This is a genomic window from Nonomuraea sp. NPDC051191, from assembly GCF_044455665.1.
Taxonomy (GTDB): domain Bacteria; phylum Actinomycetota; class Actinomycetes; order Streptosporangiales; family Streptosporangiaceae; genus Nonomuraea.
The window spans coordinates 1-20,750 of the sequence record NZ_JBITEZ010000015.1 but is presented as its reverse complement, the minus strand read 5'-3'; the positions used below and the strand labels follow the sequence as shown (position 1 = coordinate 20,750).

At 73.3% G+C, this 20,750-nt stretch carries 17 protein-coding genes; 8 read left to right on the top strand and 9 right to left on the bottom strand.

Going from position 1 to position 20,750, the window contains the following annotated elements:
* Position 1 precedes the first annotated feature (1 nt).
* The gene (locus tag ACIA8R_RS37725) at positions 2 to 2,125 is read right to left on the bottom strand and encodes a SpoIIE family protein phosphatase (RefSeq protein WP_397042401.1); all 2,124 of its coding nucleotides are present in this window, start codon (positions 2,123 to 2,125) and stop codon (positions 2 to 4) included.
* Positions 2,126 to 2,589: 464 nt separating this feature from the next.
* On the opposite strand from ACIA8R_RS37725, the gene ACIA8R_RS37720 reads away from it, so the two are divergent.
* Both ACIA8R_RS37720 and ACIA8R_RS37715 read left to right on the top strand, forming a co-directional pair.
* Positions 2,590 to 5,850, top strand: coding sequence for a S8 family serine peptidase (locus tag ACIA8R_RS37720; protein WP_397042400.1), 3,261 nt, complete (start codon positions 2,590 to 2,592; stop codon positions 5,848 to 5,850).
* A 171-nt stretch (positions 5,851 to 6,021) separates the two neighbouring features.
* A complete protein-coding gene (locus ACIA8R_RS37715; RefSeq protein ID WP_357708721.1) occupies positions 6,022 to 6,468 on the top strand; it encodes a hypothetical protein in 447 nt (148 codons plus the stop codon).
* Here the strand turns inward: ACIA8R_RS37715 and ACIA8R_RS37710 are convergent.
* Positions 6,465 to 6,806 carry an Lsr2 family protein gene (locus ACIA8R_RS37710; protein ID WP_357708723.1) on the bottom strand — a complete coding sequence of 114 codons (342 nt, stop codon included), beginning with the start codon at positions 6,804 to 6,806 and terminating at the stop codon, positions 6,465 to 6,467. The genes ACIA8R_RS37715 and ACIA8R_RS37710 overlap by 4 nt on opposite strands.
* Before the next feature lie 614 nt (positions 6,807 to 7,420).
* Between ACIA8R_RS37710 and ACIA8R_RS37705 the strand changes: the two genes are divergently transcribed.
* The gene (locus ACIA8R_RS37705; protein ID WP_397042399.1) at positions 7,421 to 8,152 is read left to right on the top strand and encodes an ankyrin repeat domain-containing protein; all 732 of its coding nucleotides are present in this window, start codon (positions 7,421 to 7,423) and stop codon (positions 8,150 to 8,152) included.
* A 69-nt stretch (positions 8,153 to 8,221) separates the two neighbouring features.
* On the opposite strand, the gene ACIA8R_RS37700 is transcribed toward ACIA8R_RS37705, so the two are convergent.
* The 3 genes from ACIA8R_RS37700 to ACIA8R_RS37690 all read right to left on the bottom strand — a co-directional run bounded on the left by ACIA8R_RS37700 (position 8,222) and on the right by ACIA8R_RS37690 (position 10,295).
* Positions 8,222 to 9,433, bottom strand: coding sequence for an RNA polymerase sigma factor (locus ACIA8R_RS37700; RefSeq protein WP_397042398.1), 1,212 nt, complete (start codon positions 9,431 to 9,433; stop codon positions 8,222 to 8,224).
* Positions 9,430 to 9,765, bottom strand: coding sequence for a YciI family protein (locus tag ACIA8R_RS37695; protein WP_397042397.1), 336 nt, complete (start codon positions 9,763 to 9,765; stop codon positions 9,430 to 9,432). Before ACIA8R_RS37695 ends, ACIA8R_RS37700 begins: the two co-directional genes overlap by 4 nt.
* A 101-nt stretch (positions 9,766 to 9,866) precedes the next feature.
* A complete protein-coding gene (locus ACIA8R_RS37690; protein ID WP_397042396.1) occupies positions 9,867 to 10,295 on the bottom strand; it encodes an ATP-binding protein in 429 nt (142 codons plus the stop codon).
* A 187-nt stretch (positions 10,296 to 10,482) separates the two neighbouring features.
* Between ACIA8R_RS37690 and ACIA8R_RS37685 the strand changes: the two genes are divergently transcribed.
* Positions 10,483 to 10,827: a hypothetical protein gene (locus ACIA8R_RS37685; RefSeq protein ID WP_397042395.1), complete on the top strand. Its 345-nt coding sequence runs from the start codon at positions 10,483 to 10,485 to the stop codon at positions 10,825 to 10,827.
* Positions 10,828 to 10,957: 130 nt separating this feature from the next.
* Positions 10,958 to 11,083: a hypothetical protein gene (locus ACIA8R_RS37680; protein ID WP_364102169.1), complete on the top strand. Its 126-nt coding sequence runs from the start codon at positions 10,958 to 10,960 to the stop codon at positions 11,081 to 11,083.
* A gap of 7 nt (positions 11,084 to 11,090) precedes the next feature.
* On the opposite strand, the gene ACIA8R_RS37675 is transcribed toward ACIA8R_RS37680, so the two are convergent.
* Positions 11,091 to 11,660 carry a helix-turn-helix transcriptional regulator gene (locus ACIA8R_RS37675; RefSeq protein ID WP_357708737.1) on the bottom strand — a complete coding sequence of 190 codons (570 nt, stop codon included), beginning with the start codon at positions 11,658 to 11,660 and terminating at the stop codon, positions 11,091 to 11,093.
* Between the two features lie 47 nt (positions 11,661 to 11,707).
* Between ACIA8R_RS37675 and ACIA8R_RS37670 the strand changes: the two genes are divergently transcribed.
* Positions 11,708 to 12,592 carry a class I SAM-dependent methyltransferase gene (locus ACIA8R_RS37670; protein ID WP_397042394.1) on the top strand — a complete coding sequence of 295 codons (885 nt, stop codon included), beginning with the start codon at positions 11,708 to 11,710 and terminating at the stop codon, positions 12,590 to 12,592.
* Between the two features lie 118 nt (positions 12,593 to 12,710).
* Positions 12,711 to 13,883 (top strand): acyltransferase family protein, encoded by a 1,173-nt coding sequence (locus ACIA8R_RS37665; RefSeq protein WP_397042393.1) that lies wholly within the window; start codon positions 12,711 to 12,713, stop codon positions 13,881 to 13,883.
* A gap of 6 nt (positions 13,884 to 13,889) precedes the next feature.
* Here the strand turns inward: ACIA8R_RS37665 and ACIA8R_RS37660 are convergent, their stop codons facing one another.
* Positions 13,890 to 14,843, bottom strand: coding sequence for a zinc-binding dehydrogenase (locus tag ACIA8R_RS37660; protein WP_357708744.1), 954 nt, complete (start codon positions 14,841 to 14,843; stop codon positions 13,890 to 13,892).
* A 78-nt stretch (positions 14,844 to 14,921) separates the two neighbouring features.
* Between ACIA8R_RS37660 and ACIA8R_RS37655 the strand changes: the two genes are divergently transcribed.
* Positions 14,922 to 15,515 carry a TetR/AcrR family transcriptional regulator gene (locus ACIA8R_RS37655; protein WP_397042392.1) on the top strand — a complete coding sequence of 198 codons (594 nt, stop codon included), beginning with the start codon at positions 14,922 to 14,924 and terminating at the stop codon, positions 15,513 to 15,515.
* 69 nt (positions 15,516 to 15,584) lie between these two features.
* Here ACIA8R_RS37655 and ACIA8R_RS37650 read toward each other — a convergent pair whose 3' ends face one another.
* Positions 15,585 to 17,843 carry a SpoIIE family protein phosphatase gene (locus tag ACIA8R_RS37650; RefSeq protein ID WP_364102156.1) on the bottom strand — a complete coding sequence of 753 codons (2,259 nt, stop codon included), beginning with the start codon at positions 17,841 to 17,843 and terminating at the stop codon, positions 15,585 to 15,587.
* 19 nt (positions 17,844 to 17,862) lie between these two features.
* The coding region (locus tag ACIA8R_RS37645) for a response regulator (RefSeq protein WP_397042391.1) at positions 17,863 to 20,750 on the bottom strand (2,888 nt) is incomplete at its 5' end.

Genomic DNA, 20,750 nt, shown 5'->3' with positions numbered 1-20,750 from the left:
GTCAGCCCGCGTTCTCGCGGTGCCGCAGGAGGAGCAGCGCGATGTCGTCGGTGTGCGGGGCGTGGTCGAGCAGGGTCCCGGCGACCTGCTGGAGCTGCTCGCGCGGGGCGCTGGTCAGGTACGCCGCCAGCCCCCCGATGGCCTCGTCCAGGTCCACGCCCGGCGCCTCGACCAGCCCGTCGGTGTAGAGGGCCAGGACGGCGCCCGGCGGGAACGGCACCTCCACCGTGGCGTAGTCGGCGTCGGCGTCGATGCCGAGCAGCAGGCCCGCGGGGATGTCGATGATCTCGGCCGGCATGTTGGGTGGGCGCAGCAGCGGCAGGGGATGCCCGGCGTTGGCCGCGCGCAGCGTGCGCAGACGCAGGTCGAAGTAGATGAGCAGGCAGCTCGTGAACAGGTCGGTGTCCAGGTCCATGAGCAGCCGGTTGGTGTGCTGGAGGACGTCGCCGGGGCTGGCGCCGACGGCGGCGTGGGCGTGGATGGCGGTGCGCACCTGGCCCATGAGCGCGGCGGCCGTCATGTTGTGTCCCTGGACGTCCCCGATGACGGCGGCGGCGGTGGTCTCGTTGAGGCGGATCAGGTCGTAGAAGTCGCCCCCGATGCCGACGCCGCGGGTGGCGGGCACGTACCGGGCGGCCACCTCCAGGCCCGGCATGTCGGGCAGGCTGCCGGGCAGCAGCGAGGTCTGCAGGCTGTGGGCCAGCCGGTCCTTGGTGTCGTAGAGGAGCGCGCGGTCCAGGGCCTGGCCCATCAGCCCGGCCAGCGTGGTCAGCGTCGCGCGCTGCTCGTCGGTGAACGGCCGCGGATGGTCGAAGGCCAGCAGGCAGACGCCGAAGGTGTCGTCGGCGACGGTCAGCGGCAGGAAGGCCCAGGCGGACATGCCGTCGTCCTGGGCGGTGTCGGGAAAGGCCCGGCGCAGCTCGGCCCGGTCGGCGAAGAAGGCCGGCTCGCCCGTGCGGACGACCTGCTCGGCAGGGCTGGGCGCGGCCAGCGTCTGACCGTCGAACCGGTCCAGGATCTCCGGGACGTAGCCGTGCGAGCCGACGATCCTCATCCGGCCGCTCTCCGCCCTCATGATCGTCATCGCCCGCGCCTTGAACACCGGCATGACGTGGTCGGCGATGAGATCGACGACCTCCCGGACGTTCAGGGCCCGGGTCATCGCCGAGGCCATGTGCAGGAAGTTGTAGAAGACGTCGGTCCTCGGCAGCCCGGACTCGCCCGGCGCCCTGGCGCGCGAGGGCCGCCGCGCGGGCAGGTCGGCCTCCGAGGGCGTGATGCGCAGGCTCAGGCCGGTCGGGTCCGGGTGCAGGACGAACTCCAGCTCGTGCCCGTCCGGCCGGCGCGCCGTGCAGGAGGCGACCTGCTGGCCCACCACCGCCGCGCGGCAGCGGTCCTGGAACGCCGGGTCCTTCAGCCACGTCGCCGTCTCCCACAGCGGCGTGCCCAGCAGCTCGGAGACGGTGGTGCCGAGCAGGTCGGCGGCGGCGGGGCTGGCGAAGGTGACGACGCCGTCCAGGTCGAGCGCGACGGAGCCGTCACGCAGCCGCTCCAGGTAGCCGGCCGCGGCCACGGCCTCGTACGGGTCGGGCATCGGCGGCGGCACCGGGGTCAGCACGCGCGGCTCGCCTCCCGGACACACCGGGTACCCGCTGTCGGCGGCCTGCTCCAGGACGGCGGTCATGCGTTCGCTCGTGGCCTCGATCACCTCCAGCTCCGGCCCGCTCAGCTCGGACGGCCGCCCCTCCGGCCAGAGCAGGATCCACGAGCCCCACATGCGCGAGTCGCTGTGCAAAGGCGCGGAGGCCGAGGCGAAGACGTACGGGAAGGCCAGGGCCGTGCCCGGGAAGCGGCCGGCCAGCTCCTGCGCGGTCGGCACCCAGACCAGCCGCCCCTGCCGCACGGCCGCGGCCACGGGCGCCCCGGCGTCCAGCCTGACGGTGGTCCACGGCTTGACGAGCTGCGTGGGCAGCCCGATCTCCGCCTCCATCACCAGGACCTGCGGGGAGCCCGTCAGCAGGTACAGCGCGCCGATGTGCGCGCCGGTGTCACGGGCGGCCTGGGCGAGCTCCTCGTCCAGCGCCGAGATGTACGGCAGGGTCCCCTCGTCGGCGTGGCCCCCCACGGACTACCTCGCTCCGCCCCGCGCTGACGTCGGCGCCGTGTCCCGTTGATCGCCCATAGGACAACTGTAGATATCCGTATTGGGGGTGAAGGTCACCGTTGCTGGATTCTGGCGAAGTGGTGGGAGGAATATGAGCTTTGCGACGGCCGGATGCGGGCGGCGGTGCCGCTGAGGCAGATGGCCGGATTGTGACAAAGCGGCGGGGTTCTCGGTCCGTTGATCGCTGTCTACACTCCGGTTCGGATGCCAAGCCGCCCCGCCGTCGGGGAGGGGAGGCGTCCAGCTCGTCACCCACCGGGGAGGGTCATTGATCTCTCCGGCATGCGCGCGTGGGGGTGACATGACGTCGTCGGCCAGTCTGGCGGGTTCGTGCAGCTCAGCGGCCAGGAGGTCTTGTGTTGTCCCGTTCGTTCTCATCCCGTTTACGCCGGTTGACATCGGTAGCCGTCGGGCTCGGTGTCGTGATGGCCCTGAGCCCGGCCGTGGCGAAGGCCACGCCGACCCCGCCCGCGAAATGGCGGTCCGTGCCGCTCACCGGCGCCGAGGTGGTCGAGGGCGCCAAGTCCCCCACAGGCAAGCTCGCCAAGAGCGACGCGGCGCTGCTGAAGGTCACCTCGCCGGCACCCGTCAACATCATGGTCAAACTGGACTACGACTCCCTGGCCGCCTACCAGGGCGGGCTGACCGGGCTCCCGGCCACCAGCCCCGCCGTCACCGGCAAGTCCCTCGACACCAGAAGCGCCGAGGCCAAGAAGTACGGCACCCACATCCAGGACGTCGAGAACGCCTTCCTGGGCGAGCTGGCCAAGAAGGTCCCCGGAGCCGTCGTCGGCCAGCGCGTCCGGACCGTCTACGGCGGCATCGCGCTGCGCGTCCCGGGTGACAAGGTGGCCGACGTGCTGCGGCTGCCCGGCGCGGTCGCCGTCCAGGAGGACAAGCCGCAGCAGCTGCTGACCGACTCCAGCCCCGCGTTCATCGGCGCCGACACGATCTACGGCAAGCTCGGCGGCAGCTCCTCCTCGGGCAAGGGCGTGATCGTCGGCGTGCTCGACACCGGCGCCTGGCCCGAGCACCCCTCCTTCGCCGCCGCTCCCGGCCTGCCCGCCCCCGGGCCCACCAAGGACGGCACGCCCCGCGTGTGCAACTTCGGCGACAACCCGCTGACCCCGGCCAGCGACCCGTTCGCCTGCAACAACAAGCTGATCGGCGGGCAGCCGTTCATGGAGACCTACAACGCCGTCTACGGCGGCGAGGTCTACGGCGACAGCGCCCGCGACTCCAACGGCCACGGCACCCACACCGCCAGCACCTCCGCCGGCGGCCCGGTCGCCGACGCCAATCCGCTGGGCATCAGCCGCGGCCCCATCCACGGGATCGCCCCGGCCGCCGAGGTCTCGGTCTACAAGGTGTGCGGCGCGCAGGGCTGCTTCCCGTCCGACTCGGCGCAGGCCGTGGCGCGGGCCGTCCTGGACGGCGTACGCGTGATCAACTTCTCCGTCTCCGGCGGCAGCGACCCCTACAGCGACCCGGTCGAGCTGGCCTTCCTCGACGCCTACGCCGCCGGCGTGCTGGTCTCGGCCTCGGCCGGCAACTCCGGGCCCGGCGCCGGCACCACCGACCACCGCGGCCCCTGGGTGACCACCGTGGCCGCCTCCTCGCAGTCCCGGACCTACCAGTCCACGGTCACGCTGTCCGGCGGCGGCGCCACGGCGACGATCAAGGGCGCCTCCATCACCGCGGGCCTGGCCTCGCCGCTGCCCGTCGTCCTGGCCTCGGCGCCGCCGTACTCGCGCGCCGCGTGCGACGTCCCGGCGCCTCCCGGGATCTTCACCGGGAAGATCGTCGCCTGTGAGCGCACCCCCAACCGCGTGCTGAAGAGCTTCAACGTCCGGCAGGGCGGCGCGGCCGGGATGATCCTCTACAACACCGTCCCGTTCGACGTCTTCACCGACGCCCACTGGCTGCCGTCCGTGCACGTCGACAAGCCCGAGGCCGACACCCTGCTGGCCTTCCTCGCCGCCCACCCCGGCGCCACCGCCTCCTTCACGCAGGGCGCCAAGTCCACCTGGCAGGGCGACGCGATGGCGCACTTCTCCTCGCGCGGCCCCGGCGGCGACTTCCTCAAGCCGGACGTCACCGCACCCGGCCAGCACATCCTGGCGGGCATGACGCCGACCCCCGAGTCGCCGCTGGAAGGCCCGCCCGGCAACCTCTACCAGGTCATCTCCGGCACCTCGATGTCGGCGCCGCACGTGACGGGCTCGGCCGCGCTGGTCTTCGCCCTGCACCCCACCTGGACGCCCGGCCAGGTCAAGTCGGCCCTGGAGACCACGGCCAAGACCGCGGTCACCAAGCAGGACAGGACCACCCAGGCCGACCCGTTCGACATGGGCGGCGGGCGCATCGACCTGACCAAGGCCGGTGACCCCGGACTGACCCTGGACCAGGACGCCGCCGGCTTCGTCGCCTCGGCCACCGACCCGCTCAACCGGATCGACCTCAACCTGCCCTCGGTGAACGCGCCCACCATGCCCGGCGTCATCACCGCCAGGCGCACCGTCACCAACACCACCGGCTCGTCGCTCACCTTCACCGCCTCCGGCACGACCGTGAACGGGGCCAGTGTCACCGTGCTGCCGCCGGCGTTCACCGTCGCGGCCGGCAAGAGCGTCAAGCTGAGCATCGTCATCACCGCGCCGGAACTGCCCGAGGGCCAGTACTTCGGCCAGGTCGACCTGAAGCAGGCCGGCGGCTCCCGCGCGCTGCACCTGCCGGTGGCCTTCTACCGCAAGCAGGGCTCGGTGCCGGTCGACCAGACCTGCGCCCCGGACACGATCGCCAGGAACACCGGCGAGTCCACCTGCACGGTCACCGTGCGCAACACCACCTTCGAGGACGCCGAGGTCACCGCGCTCAGCACCCTCGACGCCCGCCTGCGCCTGAACAGCGTCACGGGCGCGACCAATGTCGGCACCCAGATCGCCACCACCAAGGCGACGCTGGCCGCCACCCAGCCCGCCCGCCCGGCGATCGCGCCCGGCGCCGGACCGGCCGGCTACATCCCGCTGGACGCCTTCGGCGTCACGCCCACCCCGATCGGCGACGAGCAGGCGCTCAACTTCACCGTGCCCGCCTTCCAGTTCGCCGGACGCGCCTACACCAGGCTCGGCGTGACCTCCGACGGCTACAGCGTCGCGGGCGGGGCCACCGGGGGCGACGTCTCACCGACGCCGCAGACGCTGCCCGACCCGGCTCGGCCCAACGGCGTGCTCGCCCCCTACTGGACCGACCTCGACGGCACCGCCGCGCCGGGCGTCCTGGCCACGATCCTCACCGACGGGGTCAACGACTGGCTGGTGGTGGAGTGGCGGCTGAACCTCTACGGCACCACCGACCTGAAGGTGTTCCAGCAGTGGATCGGCCTCAACGGCGTGGAGGACATCAGCTACGCCTATGACCCGGGCAACCTGCCCGGCGCGCCGCCCGCCGTCTACGGCCTGACGGTCGGCGCCGAGAACGCCGAGGGCACCGCGGGCGCCCAGATCTCCGGGCCGCCCACCCAGGACCTGGTCGTCAGCAGCACGCCGGGGGCGCCCGGCGGCAGCCTGACGTACTCGATGAAGGTCAAGGGGGTCAGCGCGGGGGTCGGCAGGATCACGACCGCCACCTCGACCCCGCAGGTGAAGGGCATCACCGTCGAAGTGGACAAGATCACCGTCCAGTGATCCGCCGGTGGCCGCGGGTGGCGTGGGTCATCCGCGGCCACAGGGGGACTTGCCGCGGGACGGCCGCGGTGGTCCAGGTCGGCGCCAAGTCGTTCCCATGTCGTCGCCAAGGGCGTTCGCCGAGTATCGAAGACATCACCCGATCTCGGACGACTCTGACAGGAGACGGACATGTCGTCATCCACCACCGCGGTCCCCGCCGGCCGGGCGCTCAACTCGGCGCTGCTCGGCGGGGTCGGCGTACTGCTCGCCATGGACGTGATCGGCGCCCTCATGGCGGTCGCCGCCGGGCTGAACCCGACGTTCCTGGACGCCCTCGGCCCCCAGGCGCGGTTGTCCGCGCCGATCCCGATGATGGTCGCGCAGGTCGTGCTGGCTGTGGGGGCGACCCGGAGCCGCCGTGGCGTCGCGGTCCCGTCCGCCGTGCTGCTGGCGGTCGCGGGGGTGCTGGCCTTCGTGTCGGGGTTCTACGACGGCGGGTACGCCGCCGAGCTCACGGCCGGGCAGCGGATCTACCAGATCGCCCTGGTCTCGGCGCACCTCGCGGTGGCCGTCATGGCGGCGCTCAGGCTCGCCGGACTGCTCCGCCGGCCCGCGCGCGCCTCACGACACTCCTAGTGGGCCGCCTCGTACTTCTCGACCACGGAGGCCGCGATCCGGCCGCGCTCGCTGACCGGCAGACCATTGGACTTGGCCCACTGCCGGATCTCCGAAGACTTCTCCCGGCTCAACGCGCGGCTGCCGCCGACGGCCGCCCGGCGCCCGCGCCCACCGCGATCCACGCGAACAGGACGCGCCTTCACGATGAAGGGCGCCAGTGCTTTCCGCAGCGAGTCCGCCTTCTCCTCATGAAGGTCAATCTCGTAGCTGCTGCCATCGAGTGCAAAGACGACGGTCTCATGAGCCTCCCCACCGTCTACATCGTCGATGAGAATCTCTTGAATCTGCTTAGCCATGGTGGCACTCCATGTTCGATACGGTTGTTGCGTACTGTAGCGCTCTTCAGTAGCGTGCGGGCAACTTACCTCGGCCCGGCGCCGGTGAACGAGGAGAACTCGCCGGGCGCACCGACTGTCAAAGGCATTTCAAACGCGGCCCGCACCGCGTGTGCCCGGGTTGTCACGGAGGCCGCCTTGCGTTTCTCACCTGGGAATGACCATGTCACGTTCCTGGTCGCGGCACGGGCGGACGGGCAGGGTACGCGGCGGGCCACCGGGCGTGCGCACGCGGACGGGGGAGGGGCGGGAAGGCGGACGCCGCGGCGGCGCACATCTTATCGAAGATGAATTCAAAGGTGTGCTTCAATGTGTGCGCGCGGGTCCCGGGTGCGCGTCGCCGTCGCTTCCCGGCGGCGGCACACGGTTTTCCGGCGCCGCGGCAGCGGTGGTCCGGCCGGGCCCTATGGCGTCAACTCCGGGCGGGCCGCAGAAGTGCAAGTGCGAATGGGACGGGCCCCGCCGCGTTCTGTCCCTTTATTTCCGGCGGATTTATCGGCGGCGGCGGCCGAACCACTCCGGCGACCCGCCGGGAGTTCCTGGCGGCACCGACCGGGTCCCGCGACAATGAGCCGATGGACTACCTCGACGCGGCGGACCCGCTGGCGGTGCGCGCGGCGCAGGCCGTGCGGCTCGGCGACCTCGACGGCGTACGGCGTCTGCTGGCCGGGCATCCCGAGCTGGCTCGCGTACGGCTGGGCGAGGCGGGCGGGGTGTCCCGCACCCTGCTGCACGTCCTCACCGACTGGCCCGGTCATGTGCCGAGCGGTCCGGCGCTCGTACACGAGATGGTGGCGGCCGGGGCCGAGGTGGACGCCCGCTTCGCCGGCCCGCACGCCGAGACGCCGCTGATGTGGGCCGCGAGCTGCGACGACGTCCCCGTGCTCGACGCCCTGCTGGACGCCGGAGCCGACGTCGAGGCCACCGGCGCGGTGATCGGCGGCGGCACGGCGCTGTCGGACGCGTGCGCGTTCGCCCAATGGCACGCCGCCCGCCGCCTCGTCGAGCGCGGCGCGTCCGCCGAACTGTGGGAGGCCGCCGCCCTCGGGCTCATGGACCGGGTCGCGGCGGCGTTCGCGGCCGGGACGCCGTCACGCGCGGAGGTGACGCAGGGGTTGTGGGCGGCCTGCCACGGCGGGCAGCCGGAGGCCGCCGCGTTCCTCCTGGAGCGCGGCGGCGACCTCACCTGGGTGGGCTACGACGATCTCACCCCGCTGGACGCCGCCCGCCGCGCCGGAGCCGACGAGTTGGCATCCTGGCTCACGTCCCGCGGCGCCGAACCCGGCCCCCGCCACCCTGCCGGCTGATTTCGCGCGGGCCCCCGCGCCGCGCCCCAGTCCGGTTCACGGTCTCCAGCGGGGTGCCCGAGTGGCGGCCTAGGCGTCGTCGGCGGCGGTTTCGGTGGCGCGGGTGAGGAGGGCGCGGCGTTCCGGGGCGCTGTGGGCGACGGCGGCGGCCTGGCGGAACAGGGCCGCCGCGCGGGCCCGGTCGCCGTCACGGGCGACGAGGTCGGCCTCGGCGGCCAGGGCCAGCGGATGGCCGTCGAGCTCGGCGCGGGAGCGCTCCAGCAGCGCGAGCCCGGCCCGCGGCCCGTGGGCGTACCCGTGCGCGACCGCTCGGTTCAGCTCCACCACCGGTGTGGGGTGGAGCCGGGCCAGCTCGTCGTAGCAGCGGGCGATCCGCGACCAGTCCGTGCCGGGCAGCGAGGACGCCGTGGCGTGGCAGGCGGCGATGCGGGCCTGGAGCCCGTACGGGCCGTCGCCCTCGATCGCGGCCAGCAGGGCGAGCCCTTCGCCGATCGCGGCCCGGTCCCAGCGGGAGCGGTCCTGCCGGTCGAGGGGGACCAGGTCGCCGGTGGCGTCGCGGCGGGCGTCCCGGCGGGAGTGCTGCAGGAGGAACAGCGCCAGCAGCGCCGTCACCTCCTCCTGCTCCGGCATGAGCCGCCGGAGCAGCCGCGCCAGCCGGATCGCCTCCTCGGCGAACGCGGGCTCGCCGCCGGCGTCGTACCCCTGTGTGAACAGCACGTAGAGCACGGCCAGCACCCCCGGCAGCCGCTCGGCCAGCGCCGGCCCCCGCGGCACCCGGTACGGGATGCCCGCCTCGGCGATCTTCCGCTTGGCCCTGGTCAGCCGCCGGGTCATCGCCGACTCGGTGACCAGGAAGGCGCGGGCGAGGTCGGCGGCCGGCACCCCGCAGATCGTCCGCAGGGTCAGCGCCACCCGCGACTCCAGCGCCAGCGCCGGATGGCAGCACGTGAAGACGAGCCGCAGCCGGTCGTCCACGACCTCCTCCTCCCGCCCGTCGCCGGGCCCGTCCTGGACGGTCAGGGCGAGCGCCGCCAGCTCGGCCAGCTTGCGGCGCTCCACCGAGACGCGGCGCAGCGCGTCGACGGCGCGGTTGCGCGCCACCGTCATGAGCCAGCCGCCCGGGTTGGACGGCACCCCTTCCTGCGGCCACCGCCGCACGGCCAGCGCCAGCGCCTCCTGCGCGCAGTCCTCGGCCAGCGTCCAGTCGCCGGTGACCCGGATCAGGGCGGCGACGATCCGCGGGTACGCCTCCGCCGCCGCCTCCTCCAGGTGTCGCCTCACTGCTCGAAATCGGCGAACGGCCGCAGCTCCAGCCGTCCGTGCCTGGCCATCGGGTGGGTGCGGGCGACCTCGACGGCCTCGTCCAGGTCGGCGCATTCGAGCAGGTCGAAGCCCACGATCACCTCTTTGGTCTCGGCGAACGGCCCGTCGGACAGGACCAGCTCGCCGCGCCGCACGCGCACGGTGGTCGCGGCCGACTCCGGCGCCAGCACCGCGCCGCGCACCCGCCGCCCGCGGGCGTCGTTCTCGGCCACCCACGCCTCGACGTCGGGCAGGCTCTCCTGGTCGGTGTCGGGCTCGGTGTCGGTGCAGACGAACATCATGTACTTCATCTCGCGCTCCTCGGTCGGACGGTGTTTCACCATGGTGACGAACGGGACCGACGGAACCGGACAACGTCCCGGGGAATTCTTTCCGGGCGGCGGGAGAAGCGTCAGGCGGACATGACGCGGCGCGCGTCCAGGAGAGCGGGACGGGGGTGGCTGCGCAGGTCCAGGGTCAGCAGCGAGCCGAGCGCGGTCTGCTCCAGGACGACCTCGTCGCAGAGCTGCTGGATGACCCACAGGCCGTACCCGTGGGAGGCGGTCGGGTCGAGGCGGGCCGCGGCCAGGTGCTCGTGGGTGAGCCGGCCGGCGAGGTCGAGGACCTCGACGATCACGCCGTCGGCGCCGGCGCGGGAGGTCACCATGCCCGTGCTGCCGCCGTGGTCCAGCACGTTGGTGACGGCCTCGTTGACCGCCACCACCAGGTCCTCGAGCCGGTCGCCGGACAGTCCGCAGTGGCGGCCGTGCGCGCGGATCAGATCCCTGATGAGGGCAAGGTCAGTGCTGATGGGGCACTGCAACTCGAACTGAAGGGTCATGATCGTCTCGTGTACGGGGTCGGGTGGGGTGGCGGGCCTTCCTCCAGCTTTCCCGTCGGCGGTCACTCAAACGTGTACCGTCGCGGTTCGCAAGTCGGCGGCATGACGGACGCAGGACCGGGTAGCGCCATAAGTGCAGAATCTTCCGGCACGCCCACGGTCCCGAGACGAACCCGGAGGCTGACGAATGCGGCATGGCGACGGCGACCAGAGCACGGGCATCGACCTTCGCAAGGGGAACGGGCAGATCACGGGAAGCGGGGGCGGCCTGGGCAGGGCCGCGCTGTGGCCGGCCTCGGTGCTGACCGCGGCGGTGACCGCCGACCTGCTGCGACGCCGGTTCGCGCCGGCCCGGCTGCGGCTGGCGGAGGCCGCGCACGGGCTGCTCGAACGTACGGGCGTGCGCCCCGCCAGGTCGCGCCTCACCGACCGGGAGCGGCTGGACCGGCAACTCCTGACCTGGCGCCAGGCCCATCCGGAGACCTCATGGCCCGGCGGCCGCATGGGCCCGGCCGGCACCGGCGGCGGCTGACCCGGCGGCCCGGGTCATCCCGGCCCCCCGGGGGCGGCCGCGGTGCGGCGGGCGGTCTCGGCGATTGCCTAAAGCGCGTCCAGGTGCCCGGCCAGCGCACGCCGCCCCTCCTGCGTCAGGGAAGAGCCACGTGCGGGGGCGCTTGCCGACGTACCCCTTACGCACGGCCCCCGGAGCCGCCACCACCGGCTTCGGCTTCCAGGCGACCCGCCCGGACGGCGACACCGCGCTCCCGTCCGGGTACACCTGCGCCTGAGCTGCGGCTACGCCTGGCCCGCGTGCAGGTGGGAGCGCTCGCCGTCATGGTCGAAGATGGTGAGGAGCTCCACCGGCCCCTCGTGGGCGCCGATGGCGTGCGGGGTCATGGTCGAGAACTCGGCCGCGTCGCCCGCCGGCACCAGGACGGTCCGCTCGCCCAGCAGCAGGCGGGCCGTCCCGGACAGGACGGTGAACCACTCGCGCCCAGGATGCACCTGGAGGTCGAGCGGACGGTCGGGGGTGATGCGCATCTTGGCGACCGTGACACCGTGCAGCGAACGCTCCCGGGACAGCAGCCACACGGTCATCCCCGGATGGTCGCAGGGGAGCGGCCGGATCACCACGTCCTCGTCCTCGGTGGACTCGACGAGCTGGTCGAGCGTCGTGCCGAGGGCCCGCGCGATGGGGACGAGCTGGTCGAGGGCGATCCGGCGGTGGCCGGTCTCGATGCGGCTCAGGTTGGACGGGCTCAGCCGGCACCGCGCGGCCAGGGCGTCGAGGGACCAGCCGCGGGCCAGCCGCAGGCCGCGGATGCGCCGGCGGACCACGGCGTCCAGGTCGACTTCTTGCGTCATGAGCAAGAGTGTATGTCTCACGCGCAGGAGAGCCTTACGGTGAAGGCATGCAAGGACACTCCCACCACGGACACCATCACCACGGCTCTCCTCACCACGGCTCTCCTCACCACGGCTCTCCTCACCACGGCTCTCCTCACCACGGTGACGAGTCCCGGCTGGCGGACCTGCTCGACCTGGACGCCGACGTGCTCGGGACGTACCTGGACGAGCTGACCGCCTGGATCGCCGAACAGGCCGTACGGACCCCGCGGACGGTCGCCGACCTGGGCGCCGGAACCGGCACCGGCACGCTGGCCCTCGCCCGCCGGTTCCCCGACGCCGAGATCGTCGCGGTCGACCAGTCGCCGGTGATGCTCGACCGGCTGCGCTCGGCGGCGCTCGGCCAGGGGCTGGGGGAGCGGGTGCGCCTCGTCCGGGCCGACCTGGACGAGGCCCTGCCCCCGATCGGCGGGGCCGACCTGGTGTGGGCGGCCGCGTCGCTGCACCACGTCAAGGACCCGGCGCGGCTGCTCGGCGAGATCCACGCCGCGCTGGACCCCGGCGGGACGCTGGCGGTCGTCGAGATGGACGGCATGCCGCGCTTCCTGCCCGACGAGGCCGGGGCGGCGCTGGAGGCGCGCTGCCGGGCGGCGGTGGCGGCCACGGGCCCGGACCCGTACCCCGACTGGGGGCCGTTCCTGGAGGAGGCCGGGTTCGAGGTGGCCGCGCGGCGTGACTTCCCGATCGAGGTGAGTCCGGCGCCGCCGAACGCCGTCCGCTACGCGCAGGCCGTGCTGGGCGGTTACCGGTCGCGGCTCGACGGGGAGCTGGCCGCCGCCGACCTCGCGGCCCTCGACCGGCTGCTCTCCGCCGACTCCCCGGAGTCCCTCGGGCGCCGCGACCTCGTCGTACGCGGCACCCGGACCGCCTGGGCCGCCCGCCGCCCCTGACCCACCGCCCACCTGGCCCGCGGGCCCTGATCCGGCGGCCGCCCTTCTGAGCCGCCGCCCCGCCCGAATGAGGGTGAGGTGCCCAGGTCCTGCCCGTCAGGCCGATACGTTGGGGTGCGTGACGACTGTTCCGTTTGGCACCCCCCAGGTCGTTCGTTCGGGGGCGTCCAGGCTCGCCTGGCTGGACGCCCTGCGCGGCATCGGCGCGCTCGCCGTCGTCGGCGAACACCTGACGACCTGGGCGATGCCCTGGCTGCGCCCGACCTTCTTCAACCTGGGCGTGTACGGCGTCCTGGTGTTCTTCCTGGTCAGCGGCTACATCATCCCGTCGTCACTGGAACGGCACGGCGACGTGCGCGCCTTCTGGATCGGCCGCGCCTTCCGCCTCTACCCGCTCTACCTCGCCGTCATCGCCGTGGTCCTGGCCCTGTCCTGGTGGATCCCGGTACGCGCGGAAGTGCCCAGGGACGCCTCCTCGGCCGCGGCGCACGCCACGATGCTGCTGGACGTCGTCGGCGTCGCCGGGGTCATGAACACGATGTGGACGCTCTCCTACGAGATGGTCTTCTACCTGATGGTCACCGCCCTGTTCGTGACCGGCGTACGCGACCGGCGCGGCCTGGTCGCCGTCGCCTTCGGCGTGACCGCGGTCGTGGCCGGCCTGGCACTGAGCGCGGCGCCGCTGACCGGCGGCTGGCTGGCGTGGGTGTCGTTCGCGGTGTTCGCCGCCGGGCTGGCCTGTCTCCTCTCCGGACGGCTGCGCAACACGGCGGCGTGCGCGCTCGGCGTCATGGCCCTGGTCCTGCTCCTGCTGAGCAGCCGCGTCCCCTGGTTCGGGGCGGCGATCCTCGCGGTCATGTTCACCGGCACGGCGATCCGCCGCTGGGAGGGCGGCCAGGGCTCCCTGTGGCCGGTGGCCCTGGCCGGGTCGCTGGTGACGGTCGCCCCCTTCTGGGCGCTCAGCGCCGGATGGTGGTGGGTGCAGCCGGACGTGTGGGGCACGACCGTCGCCCTGGCGGGGCCCACGTTCGCGGCCGGTCTGGCCTGGCGGGGCCGCCGGGTGCCCGCCGTGCTCACCTGGCTCGGGCTGATGAGCTACTCCCTCTACCTGGTGCACCTGCCGGTGCTCATCGTGCTGATGGAGGTGGCGGGGGAGATGCGCTGGTCGCCGCTCCCCCTCCAGATCGGCGTCAGCGTGCTCTTCCTGGCCGTCGTGCTGCCGGGCAGCCGGCTGACCTACCGCTTCCTCGAACGCCCGATGCAGCGGCTCGGCCGCCGCCTGACCGCCTAATAGGCCCTACCGGCGCGGGTCCAGGACGAGCTTGCCGGTCGTACGCCGCTCCCGCAGCTCCGCGTGCACCTGCCGCACCTCCGACATCGGACGGTCCCCGCCGGAGACCACCCGCAGCTCGCCCGCGGTCACCCGCGCCGCCAGCTCCGCGTACGCCCCGGCCAGGACGTCGAACCGGTCGAAGGCGTTGAGCAGCCAGAAGCCGCTGACGGTCGCCGAGCGGGGCTGGAGGGCGCGCGGCGAGACCGGCTGAGGCTCGACGCCGCCCGCCATCCCGTAGAAGGCGAGCCGGCCGAACGGCGCCAGCGCCGCCAGGCTCTGGTCGGTGACCCGGCCGCCGGTCATCTCCAGGACCACGTCCACGGGCTCGCCGCCGTTGGCCGCGCGCAGCTCCGCGGTGAGGTCGTCGGCGGCCGGATCGACGGCGGCGTCCGCGCCCAGCGACAGGGCCAGCTCCCGCTTGGCGGGCGTGCTCGCCGTGGCGATCACCCGGCCGGCCCCCGCCGCCTTGGCGAGCTGCACCGCCAGCGAGCCGACGCCGCCCGCCGCCGCGTGCACGACCACGCTCTCCCCGGCCTGGACGCGACCGGTGTGACGGACCAGCCACCACGCGGTCAGCCCCTGGGCCAGCAGGGCCACCGCCGCGACGTCGTCGAGGTCCTCGGGCACCGTGAAGGCGCTCGCCTCCGGGATCGCCGCCCTCTCGGCGTACCCGCCCCGCTGCACCAGGGCGGCCAGGCGGCGGCCGTCGGCGGTCCTGCCGACGACCTCGCCGCCCGGGATCACCGGCAGCGTGGTCGCGGCCAGGTAGGCGTTCTCGCGCATCAGCGTGTCGGCGAAGTTCACGCCGCAGCGCGAGACGTCCACGACGACCTGGCCCGGGCCGGGCCGCGGCTCCTCCACCTCACGGACGCGCACGACCTCGGGACCGCCGAACTCGGTGATCTGCACGGCTCGCATGACAACTCCTACAGCATCTGGTTCCAATTGGTACTCGGTACCATAAGGGACGGAGTCCAGAAGCGCTAGACTGGGCGCGTGACCCAGCCCTCCCTGCGCGCCCGCAAGCGACAGCGAGCCCGTGACGAGATCATCGAGGCCGCCTACCGGCTCTTCGCCGAGCGCGGCTACGACGAGGTGACGGTCGCCGACATCGCCGAGCGCGCCGAGGTGGGCCGCACCACGTTCTTCCGCTACTTCGGCGACAAGCAGGAGGTCGTCTTCGCGGGGGAGCAGGACTGGCTCGACGACCTGGCCGCCCACCACCGCGACCTGCGCGGCGACGGCCCGCCCGGCCTGCCCGAGGCGCTCGCCCAGGTGCGCGAGCTGACCCTCGCCCTGTGCGCCAGGGCCACCCTCGATCCCGGCCGCCACGTCCTGCGCGAACGGCTGATCGCCGACCACCCCGAGCTCGGCGACCGTACGGCGCGCAAGCAGCGCCGCTTCGCCGAGACGATGGCCGAGATCCTGCGCGAGCACGGCGCCTCCGCCGAGACGGCGGCCCTGGCCCCGCAGCTCGCGCTGGCCTGCTACACCGCCGGCCGCGCGGTCGCCGGCGACGACCCGGCGGCGCTGACCCCGAGCGTGGCCGCGGCCTTCGACCGCCTCGGCCTCCTCCCACCCACCGCCTGACCTGCCGCCTGAGCCCGCACCCCTGACCCGGCCCCCGACCCTGGCGCCAGGCCCCGTTCAGAGCCCCGCTCAGTGCACGTGCACGCCGATCAGGCAGGTGTCGTCGTCGGTGTCGGAGTTGCAGTGGGTGAGCAGGTCGTCGAGCCGGTGGTCGAGGGTCGAGGCCGTACGCGAGGCGACGGCCAGCAGCCGGTCCTGGGCGTGGCGCAGGTTGTGGTCGCGGCGCTCGATCAGGCCGTCGGTGTAGAGCAGCAGCGTGTCGTCGGCCTCCAGCTGGAGCCGCCCCTCCTCGTAGGCGGCGTCGGCGAACGCGCCCAGCAGCGGGCCCTTGACCATCGGCAGCTCGGTGCCCCGCGAACCGCGCAGCAGGATCGGCGGCAGGTGCCCGGCCCGGCCCCAGCGCAGGACGCGGGTGGCGGGGTCGTACAGGCCGCAGATCGCGGTCGCGGTCATGCGATCGGCGAGGTGGCGGGCGACCAGGTTGAGCCAGCTCAGCAGCCGGGCCGGGCCCGCGCCGGTGGTGGCCAGGCCGCGCAGGGCGTTGCGCAGCACCACCATCCCCGTGGCGGCCTCGACGCCGTGCCCTGCCACGTCGCCCACCGACAGCAGGATGCACCCGGACGGCAGGACGACCGCGTCGTACCAGTCGCCGCCGACCAGGTCCTCCTTCTGCGCCGGACGGTAGCGCACCGCGATGCGCAGCCCGAAGGAGTCCATGCGGCCGTGCGAGGGCGGCATGATGGCGTGCTGGAGCTGCAGGGCCAGCCGGTTGCGGGCGGCGGACTGGCGTTCGGTGCGGGCCAGCCTGTCGCGGGTCACGGCCAGCGCGACCTCCGTCCAGTGTTGCGGCGAGACGTCCTGGTAGGCCCCCCGCAGCGCCGTCAGCCGGCCGTCCGGGGCGAACACCGGCTCGGCCACCACGCGCAGATGCCGGGCCACCCCGTCGGGGCGTTCGAGCCGGAACGCCGTCGCGGCCGGGCGCCGGTGATGCAGCACCGTGCGCAGGAAGAGGCCCACGGCCACCTCGTCGTCGCGGTGCACGTGATCGCGCAGGCGTTCCAGCGGGACCGGCCGGGCGTCCGGCGGCAGGCCGTACAGGGAGAACATCTGGGCGTTCCACATGATCTCGCCGGTGAGGGCGTTCTCCTCGAAGCCGCCGATGCGGCCCAGGCGCTGGGCGTGCTCCAGCAGGCGCGCCTGGTCGTGGTCGCGCCGGACGAGCAGCACGCTCGCGCCGTGGCGGGTGATGCTCACCTCGGCCGTGGAGGTCGCGGTGAAGGGCACGTCGGCGGCGCGGAACGGCTCGCCGGTGGCGTGCACGTGCTCGATCCTGGCCAGCAGCTCCCCGGCCGCGAACGGGTACGCCTCCAGCAGCAACCCGCCCGCCCGCACCGCCGACGGCTCGTTGGCGTGATGGACGCGGAAGTCGGCGACGTGGCCCTGCGGGTCGAGCTGCGGCAGGAGGACGAGCGCCGGGTCGGACAGGGAGTCGGCCAGGGCGGCCAGCTCGGCCAGCTCGGCCCCGGCGCGCACCGTCGGGCCGGGGGAGTTGAGGGTGAGGGCGCACAGGTCGGCCAGCGCCTCGATCTGGCGTTCCATCCTGGGCGTGGCCTGCGGAGGATCGTCCGGCCAGCAGATCTCCAGGACGCCGAGCACCCGCCCGCCCAGCCGGGCCACGGCGGTGACGCGGCCGCCGGTGAGCTGGTGGCGGCCGATCGACGCCGGCCCCGGCGTGGTGTGCCACAGCGTGCGGCGCTCGACCAGCGTGCTGGTGGCGGGCGTGATCAGCCCCGGCGGGACCTGCCGCCAGAGCCCGGCCTCCTCGGCGCTGAAACCGGCCTGCCCGGCCAGCGTGAGCGAGCTGTCCGGCCCGGCCGCCCACACCGCGACCGCCGTCGCGCCGATCGGCAGCAGGGCCGTCTCCAGCACGGCGTGGGCCGCCGCCTGCGCGTCCGTGGCGCCCAGCGCGGCGCTCTCGGCCGTCCGCAGCCGCACGGCCGCCCCCGCCTGCCCGGCGGGCGGCTCCGGAGCGCCGTCGAGCTCGTCGGCGCCGGTCAGCGAGACGTCGGCGATGGGGTCGCCGGCGGCCCGGTTGACGACGTCGGCCGCCAGCTCGGCCGGCGACCGCCCGGTCCGGGCCGCGAGCGTGGCGAGCTGGTCGGCGGCCTGCGCCGGGGCGCAGCGCAGGCGCTCGACCAGGATGCCCTTCGCCAGCTCGACCAGCGCGCGGTCGTCGGCCGCGCGGCGGACCTCGTGCAGCTCGGCGCGCAGGCGTTCGACGGTCGCGGCCAGCCTGGCCAGGCCCGTCTCCTCGGCTGAACTCCCCATGGCGCGACTCCTCACCGGGTCAGGCCGGATCCATCCAGTGCTGGATGCGTTCGATCAGTTGGTCGGGGTCGACCGGTTTGGTCACGTAGTCGCTGGCCCCCGCCGCCAGCGACTTCTCCTGATCGCCCGGCATGGCCTTGGCCGTGACCGCGATGATCGGCAGGTCGGCGTAGCCGGGCATCCCGCGGATCGTCTCGATCGCCGTGTAGCCATCCATCTCGGGCATCATCACGTCCATCAGGATCAGGTCCGTCTCCGGGTGGGCGACGAGCGTGTCGATGCCCTTACGGCCGTTGTCGGCGTGCAGCACGTCGATGCCGTGGATCTCCAGCATGCTGGTCAGGGCGAACAGGTTGCGCGCGTCGTCGTCCACCACCAGGACCGTGCGCCCGGACAGCGTGTCGTCGATCTCCCGGCCCGACGCCGCCCCCACCGACCTGGACCTGGCCAGCGGCAGCACGTCGCCGGGCTGGTCGGCGGTCAGGTGCAGGGCGATGCGCTCGCGCAGCTCGTCGAGGCTGGACAGCAGCTCCAGCGGCCGGTCGCCGATCCGCGCCTCCTGCAACGGGCTGGAGCGCCAGTTGTTGTACGCCAGCACCGGCACGCCGTGCAGCCCAGGATCGCCGTCCATGGCCTCCAGCAGGCTGTAGGCGGCCAGGTCGGGCAGGTCGAGGTCGAGCACGACGCAGTGGCACGGCTCGGCGGCCAGCAGGCTAGCCGCCTCCTCCGCGCCCGCCGCCTCGACCACCTGGACGGTCCCGCCGAGCGGGTCGGGCGACCCGGCCAGGCCGTTCACCACGCTCTCGGCCACCAGCGACAACAGCCCGTGCGGGCGTCCCTCGATCACCAGCAGCCGCCGCGGCTGACCGGCCACCGGCGGGGCGACGGTCCCGGCGGGCGCGCCGCCCGTCGCGTGCCCCTCGGCGCCGGGCTGGGCGACCGGCAGGTAGAGGGTGAAGACGCTGCCCCGGCCGGGCGTGCTCTGGACGGTGATCGCGCCGCCGAGCAGGTAGGCGATCTCCCGGCTGATGGACAGGCCGAGGCCGGTGCCGCCGTACTTGCGGCTGGTGGTGCCGTCGGCCTGCTGGAACGCGCCGAAGATGGCTTCGAGCTGCTGTTCGGGGATGCCGACGCCGGTGTCCATGACGCGCAGCGCGATGGCGGGGGCATGGGGGCGTACCGTGGCGGGCAGCTCGCCGTGCGCGGCCGGTTCGATGCGCAGGTCGACGCCTCCGGTCTCGGTGAACTTGACCGCGTTCGACAGCAGGTTGCGCAGCACCTGGCGCAGCCGCGAGTCGTCGGTGAGCAGGTCGGCGGGCACGCCCGGCGCCGTGGTGATCCGGAAGCCGAGGTTCTTCTGCGAGGTCATCGGCCGGAACGTGGCCTCGACGTAGTCGAGCAGCTGCCGCAGCGGCACCCATTCGGGATTGACGTCCATCTTGCCCGCCTCGACCTTGGACAGGTCGAGGATGTCGTTGATCAGCTGGAGCAGGTCCGAGCCCGCGGAGTGGATGATCCCGGCGTACTCGACCTGCTTGGGGGTCAGGTTGCGCGTGTGGTTCTGGGCCAGCAGCTGGGCCAGGATGAGCAGCGAGTTGAGCGGGGTGCGCAGCTCGTGGCTCATGTTCGCCAGGAACTCGCTCTTGTACGTCGAGGCCAGCGTGAGCTGGTGGGCGCGGTCCTCCAGCTCCTGCCGGGCCTGCTCGATCTCCAGGTTCTTGGTCTCGATGTCCTGGTTCTGGCGGGCCAGCAGCGTGGCCTTCTCCTCCAGCTCGGCGTTGGAGCGCTGGAGCTCCTCCTGCTGCTGCTGGAGCTCCTCCGACCGGGCCTGCAGCTCGACGGCCAGCCGCTGCGACTCCTTGAGCAGCTCGTCGGTGCGGGCGTTGGCCACGATCGTGTTGAGGTTGACGCCGATCGTCTCCATGAGCTGGTCGAGGAAGACCCGGTGGACCGGCGTGAACGCCTGCACCGAGGCCAGCTCGATCACGCCGAGCACCTGCTCCTCGACCACGATCGGCAGCACGATCACCGAACTGGGGTCGGTCCGGCCGAGTCCGGAGGAGATCGTGATGTATCCGGGCGGGACGTCGGCCATGGTGATCGTCCTGCGGCTGCGGGCGGCCTGGCCGACCAGCGCCTCGCCGAGCCGGAACCTCGTGGGCCTGCCGGGGTCGGCCGGGTAGCCGTAGGCGCTGATGAGCTGGAGCTCGTTCTCCTCGGCCGAGAAGAACGCGCCGTACTGGGCGCCGACCAGCGGGGCCAGCTCGTTCATCACCAGCTCGGCCACGGCCGCCAGGTCGCGGTGTCCCTGCATCAGCCCCGACATGCGCGCCAGGTTGGACTTGAGCCAGTCCTTCTCCTCGTTGGCGCTGGTCGTCTCGCGCAGCGACTTGACCATCGAGTTGATGTTGTCCTTCAGGTCGGCCAGCTCGCCCTCGGCGTCGACCGTGATCGACCGGGTCAGGTCGCCGGAGGTGACCGCGCTGGTGACCTCGGCGATCGCGCGGACCTGGCGGGTCAGGTTGGCGGCCAGCTCGTTGACGTTCTCCGTCAGCCGCTTCCAGGTGCCCGACACGCCCTCGACCTCGGCCTGCCCGCCGAGCCTGCCCTCCCGGCCCACCTCGCGGGCCACGCGGGTGACCTCGGCGGCGAACGAGGACAACTGGTCGACCATCGTGTTGATGGTGGTCTTCAGCTCCAGGATCTCGCCGCGGGCGTCGACGTCGATCTTCCTGGTCAGGTCGCCCCTGGCCACCGCGGTGGTGACCTGGGCGATGCTGCGTACCTGGTTGGTCAGGTTGTCGGCCATCGAGTTGACGTTGTCGGTGAGGTCCTTCCACGTGCCCGACACCCCCCGGACGGTCGCCTGACCACCCAGGTTGCCCTCGGTGCCCACCTCACGCGCCA

Bases quoted from the DNA above. Each gene is read 5' to 3' on its own strand.
- ACIA8R_RS37710 (WP_357708723.1), bottom strand. From the start codon at position 6,806: ATGGCTAAGCAGATTCAAGAGATTCTCATCGACGATGTAGACGGTGGG.
- ACIA8R_RS37675 (WP_357708737.1), bottom strand. From the start codon at position 11,660: ATGACGCAAGAAGTCGACCTGGACGCCGTGGTCCGCCGGCGCATCCGC.
- ACIA8R_RS37650 (WP_364102156.1), bottom strand. From the start codon at position 17,843: ATGGGGAGTTCAGCCGAGGAGACGGGCCTGGCCAGGCTGGCCGCGACC.
- ACIA8R_RS37720 (WP_397042400.1), top strand. From the start codon at position 2,590: ATGGCCCTGAGCCCGGCCGTGGCGAAGGCCACGCCGACCCCGCCCGCG.
- ACIA8R_RS37715 (WP_357708721.1), top strand. From the start codon at position 6,022: ATGTCGTCATCCACCACCGCGGTCCCCGCCGGCCGGGCGCTCAACTCG.
- ACIA8R_RS37660 (WP_357708744.1), bottom strand. From the start codon at position 14,843: ATGCGAGCCGTGCAGATCACCGAGTTCGGCGGTCCCGAGGTCGTGCGC.
- ACIA8R_RS37690 (WP_397042396.1), bottom strand. From the start codon at position 10,295: ATGACCCTTCAGTTCGAGTTGCAGTGCCCCATCAGCACTGACCTTGCC.
- ACIA8R_RS37695 (WP_397042397.1), bottom strand. From the start codon at position 9,765: ATGAAGTACATGATGTTCGTCTGCACCGACACCGAGCCCGACACCGAC.
- ACIA8R_RS37685 (WP_397042395.1), top strand. From the start codon at position 10,483: ATGCGGCATGGCGACGGCGACCAGAGCACGGGCATCGACCTTCGCAAG.
- ACIA8R_RS37670 (WP_397042394.1), top strand. From the start codon at position 11,708: ATGCAAGGACACTCCCACCACGGACACCATCACCACGGCTCTCCTCAC.
- ACIA8R_RS37705 (WP_397042399.1), top strand. From the start codon at position 7,421: ATGGACTACCTCGACGCGGCGGACCCGCTGGCGGTGCGCGCGGCGCAG.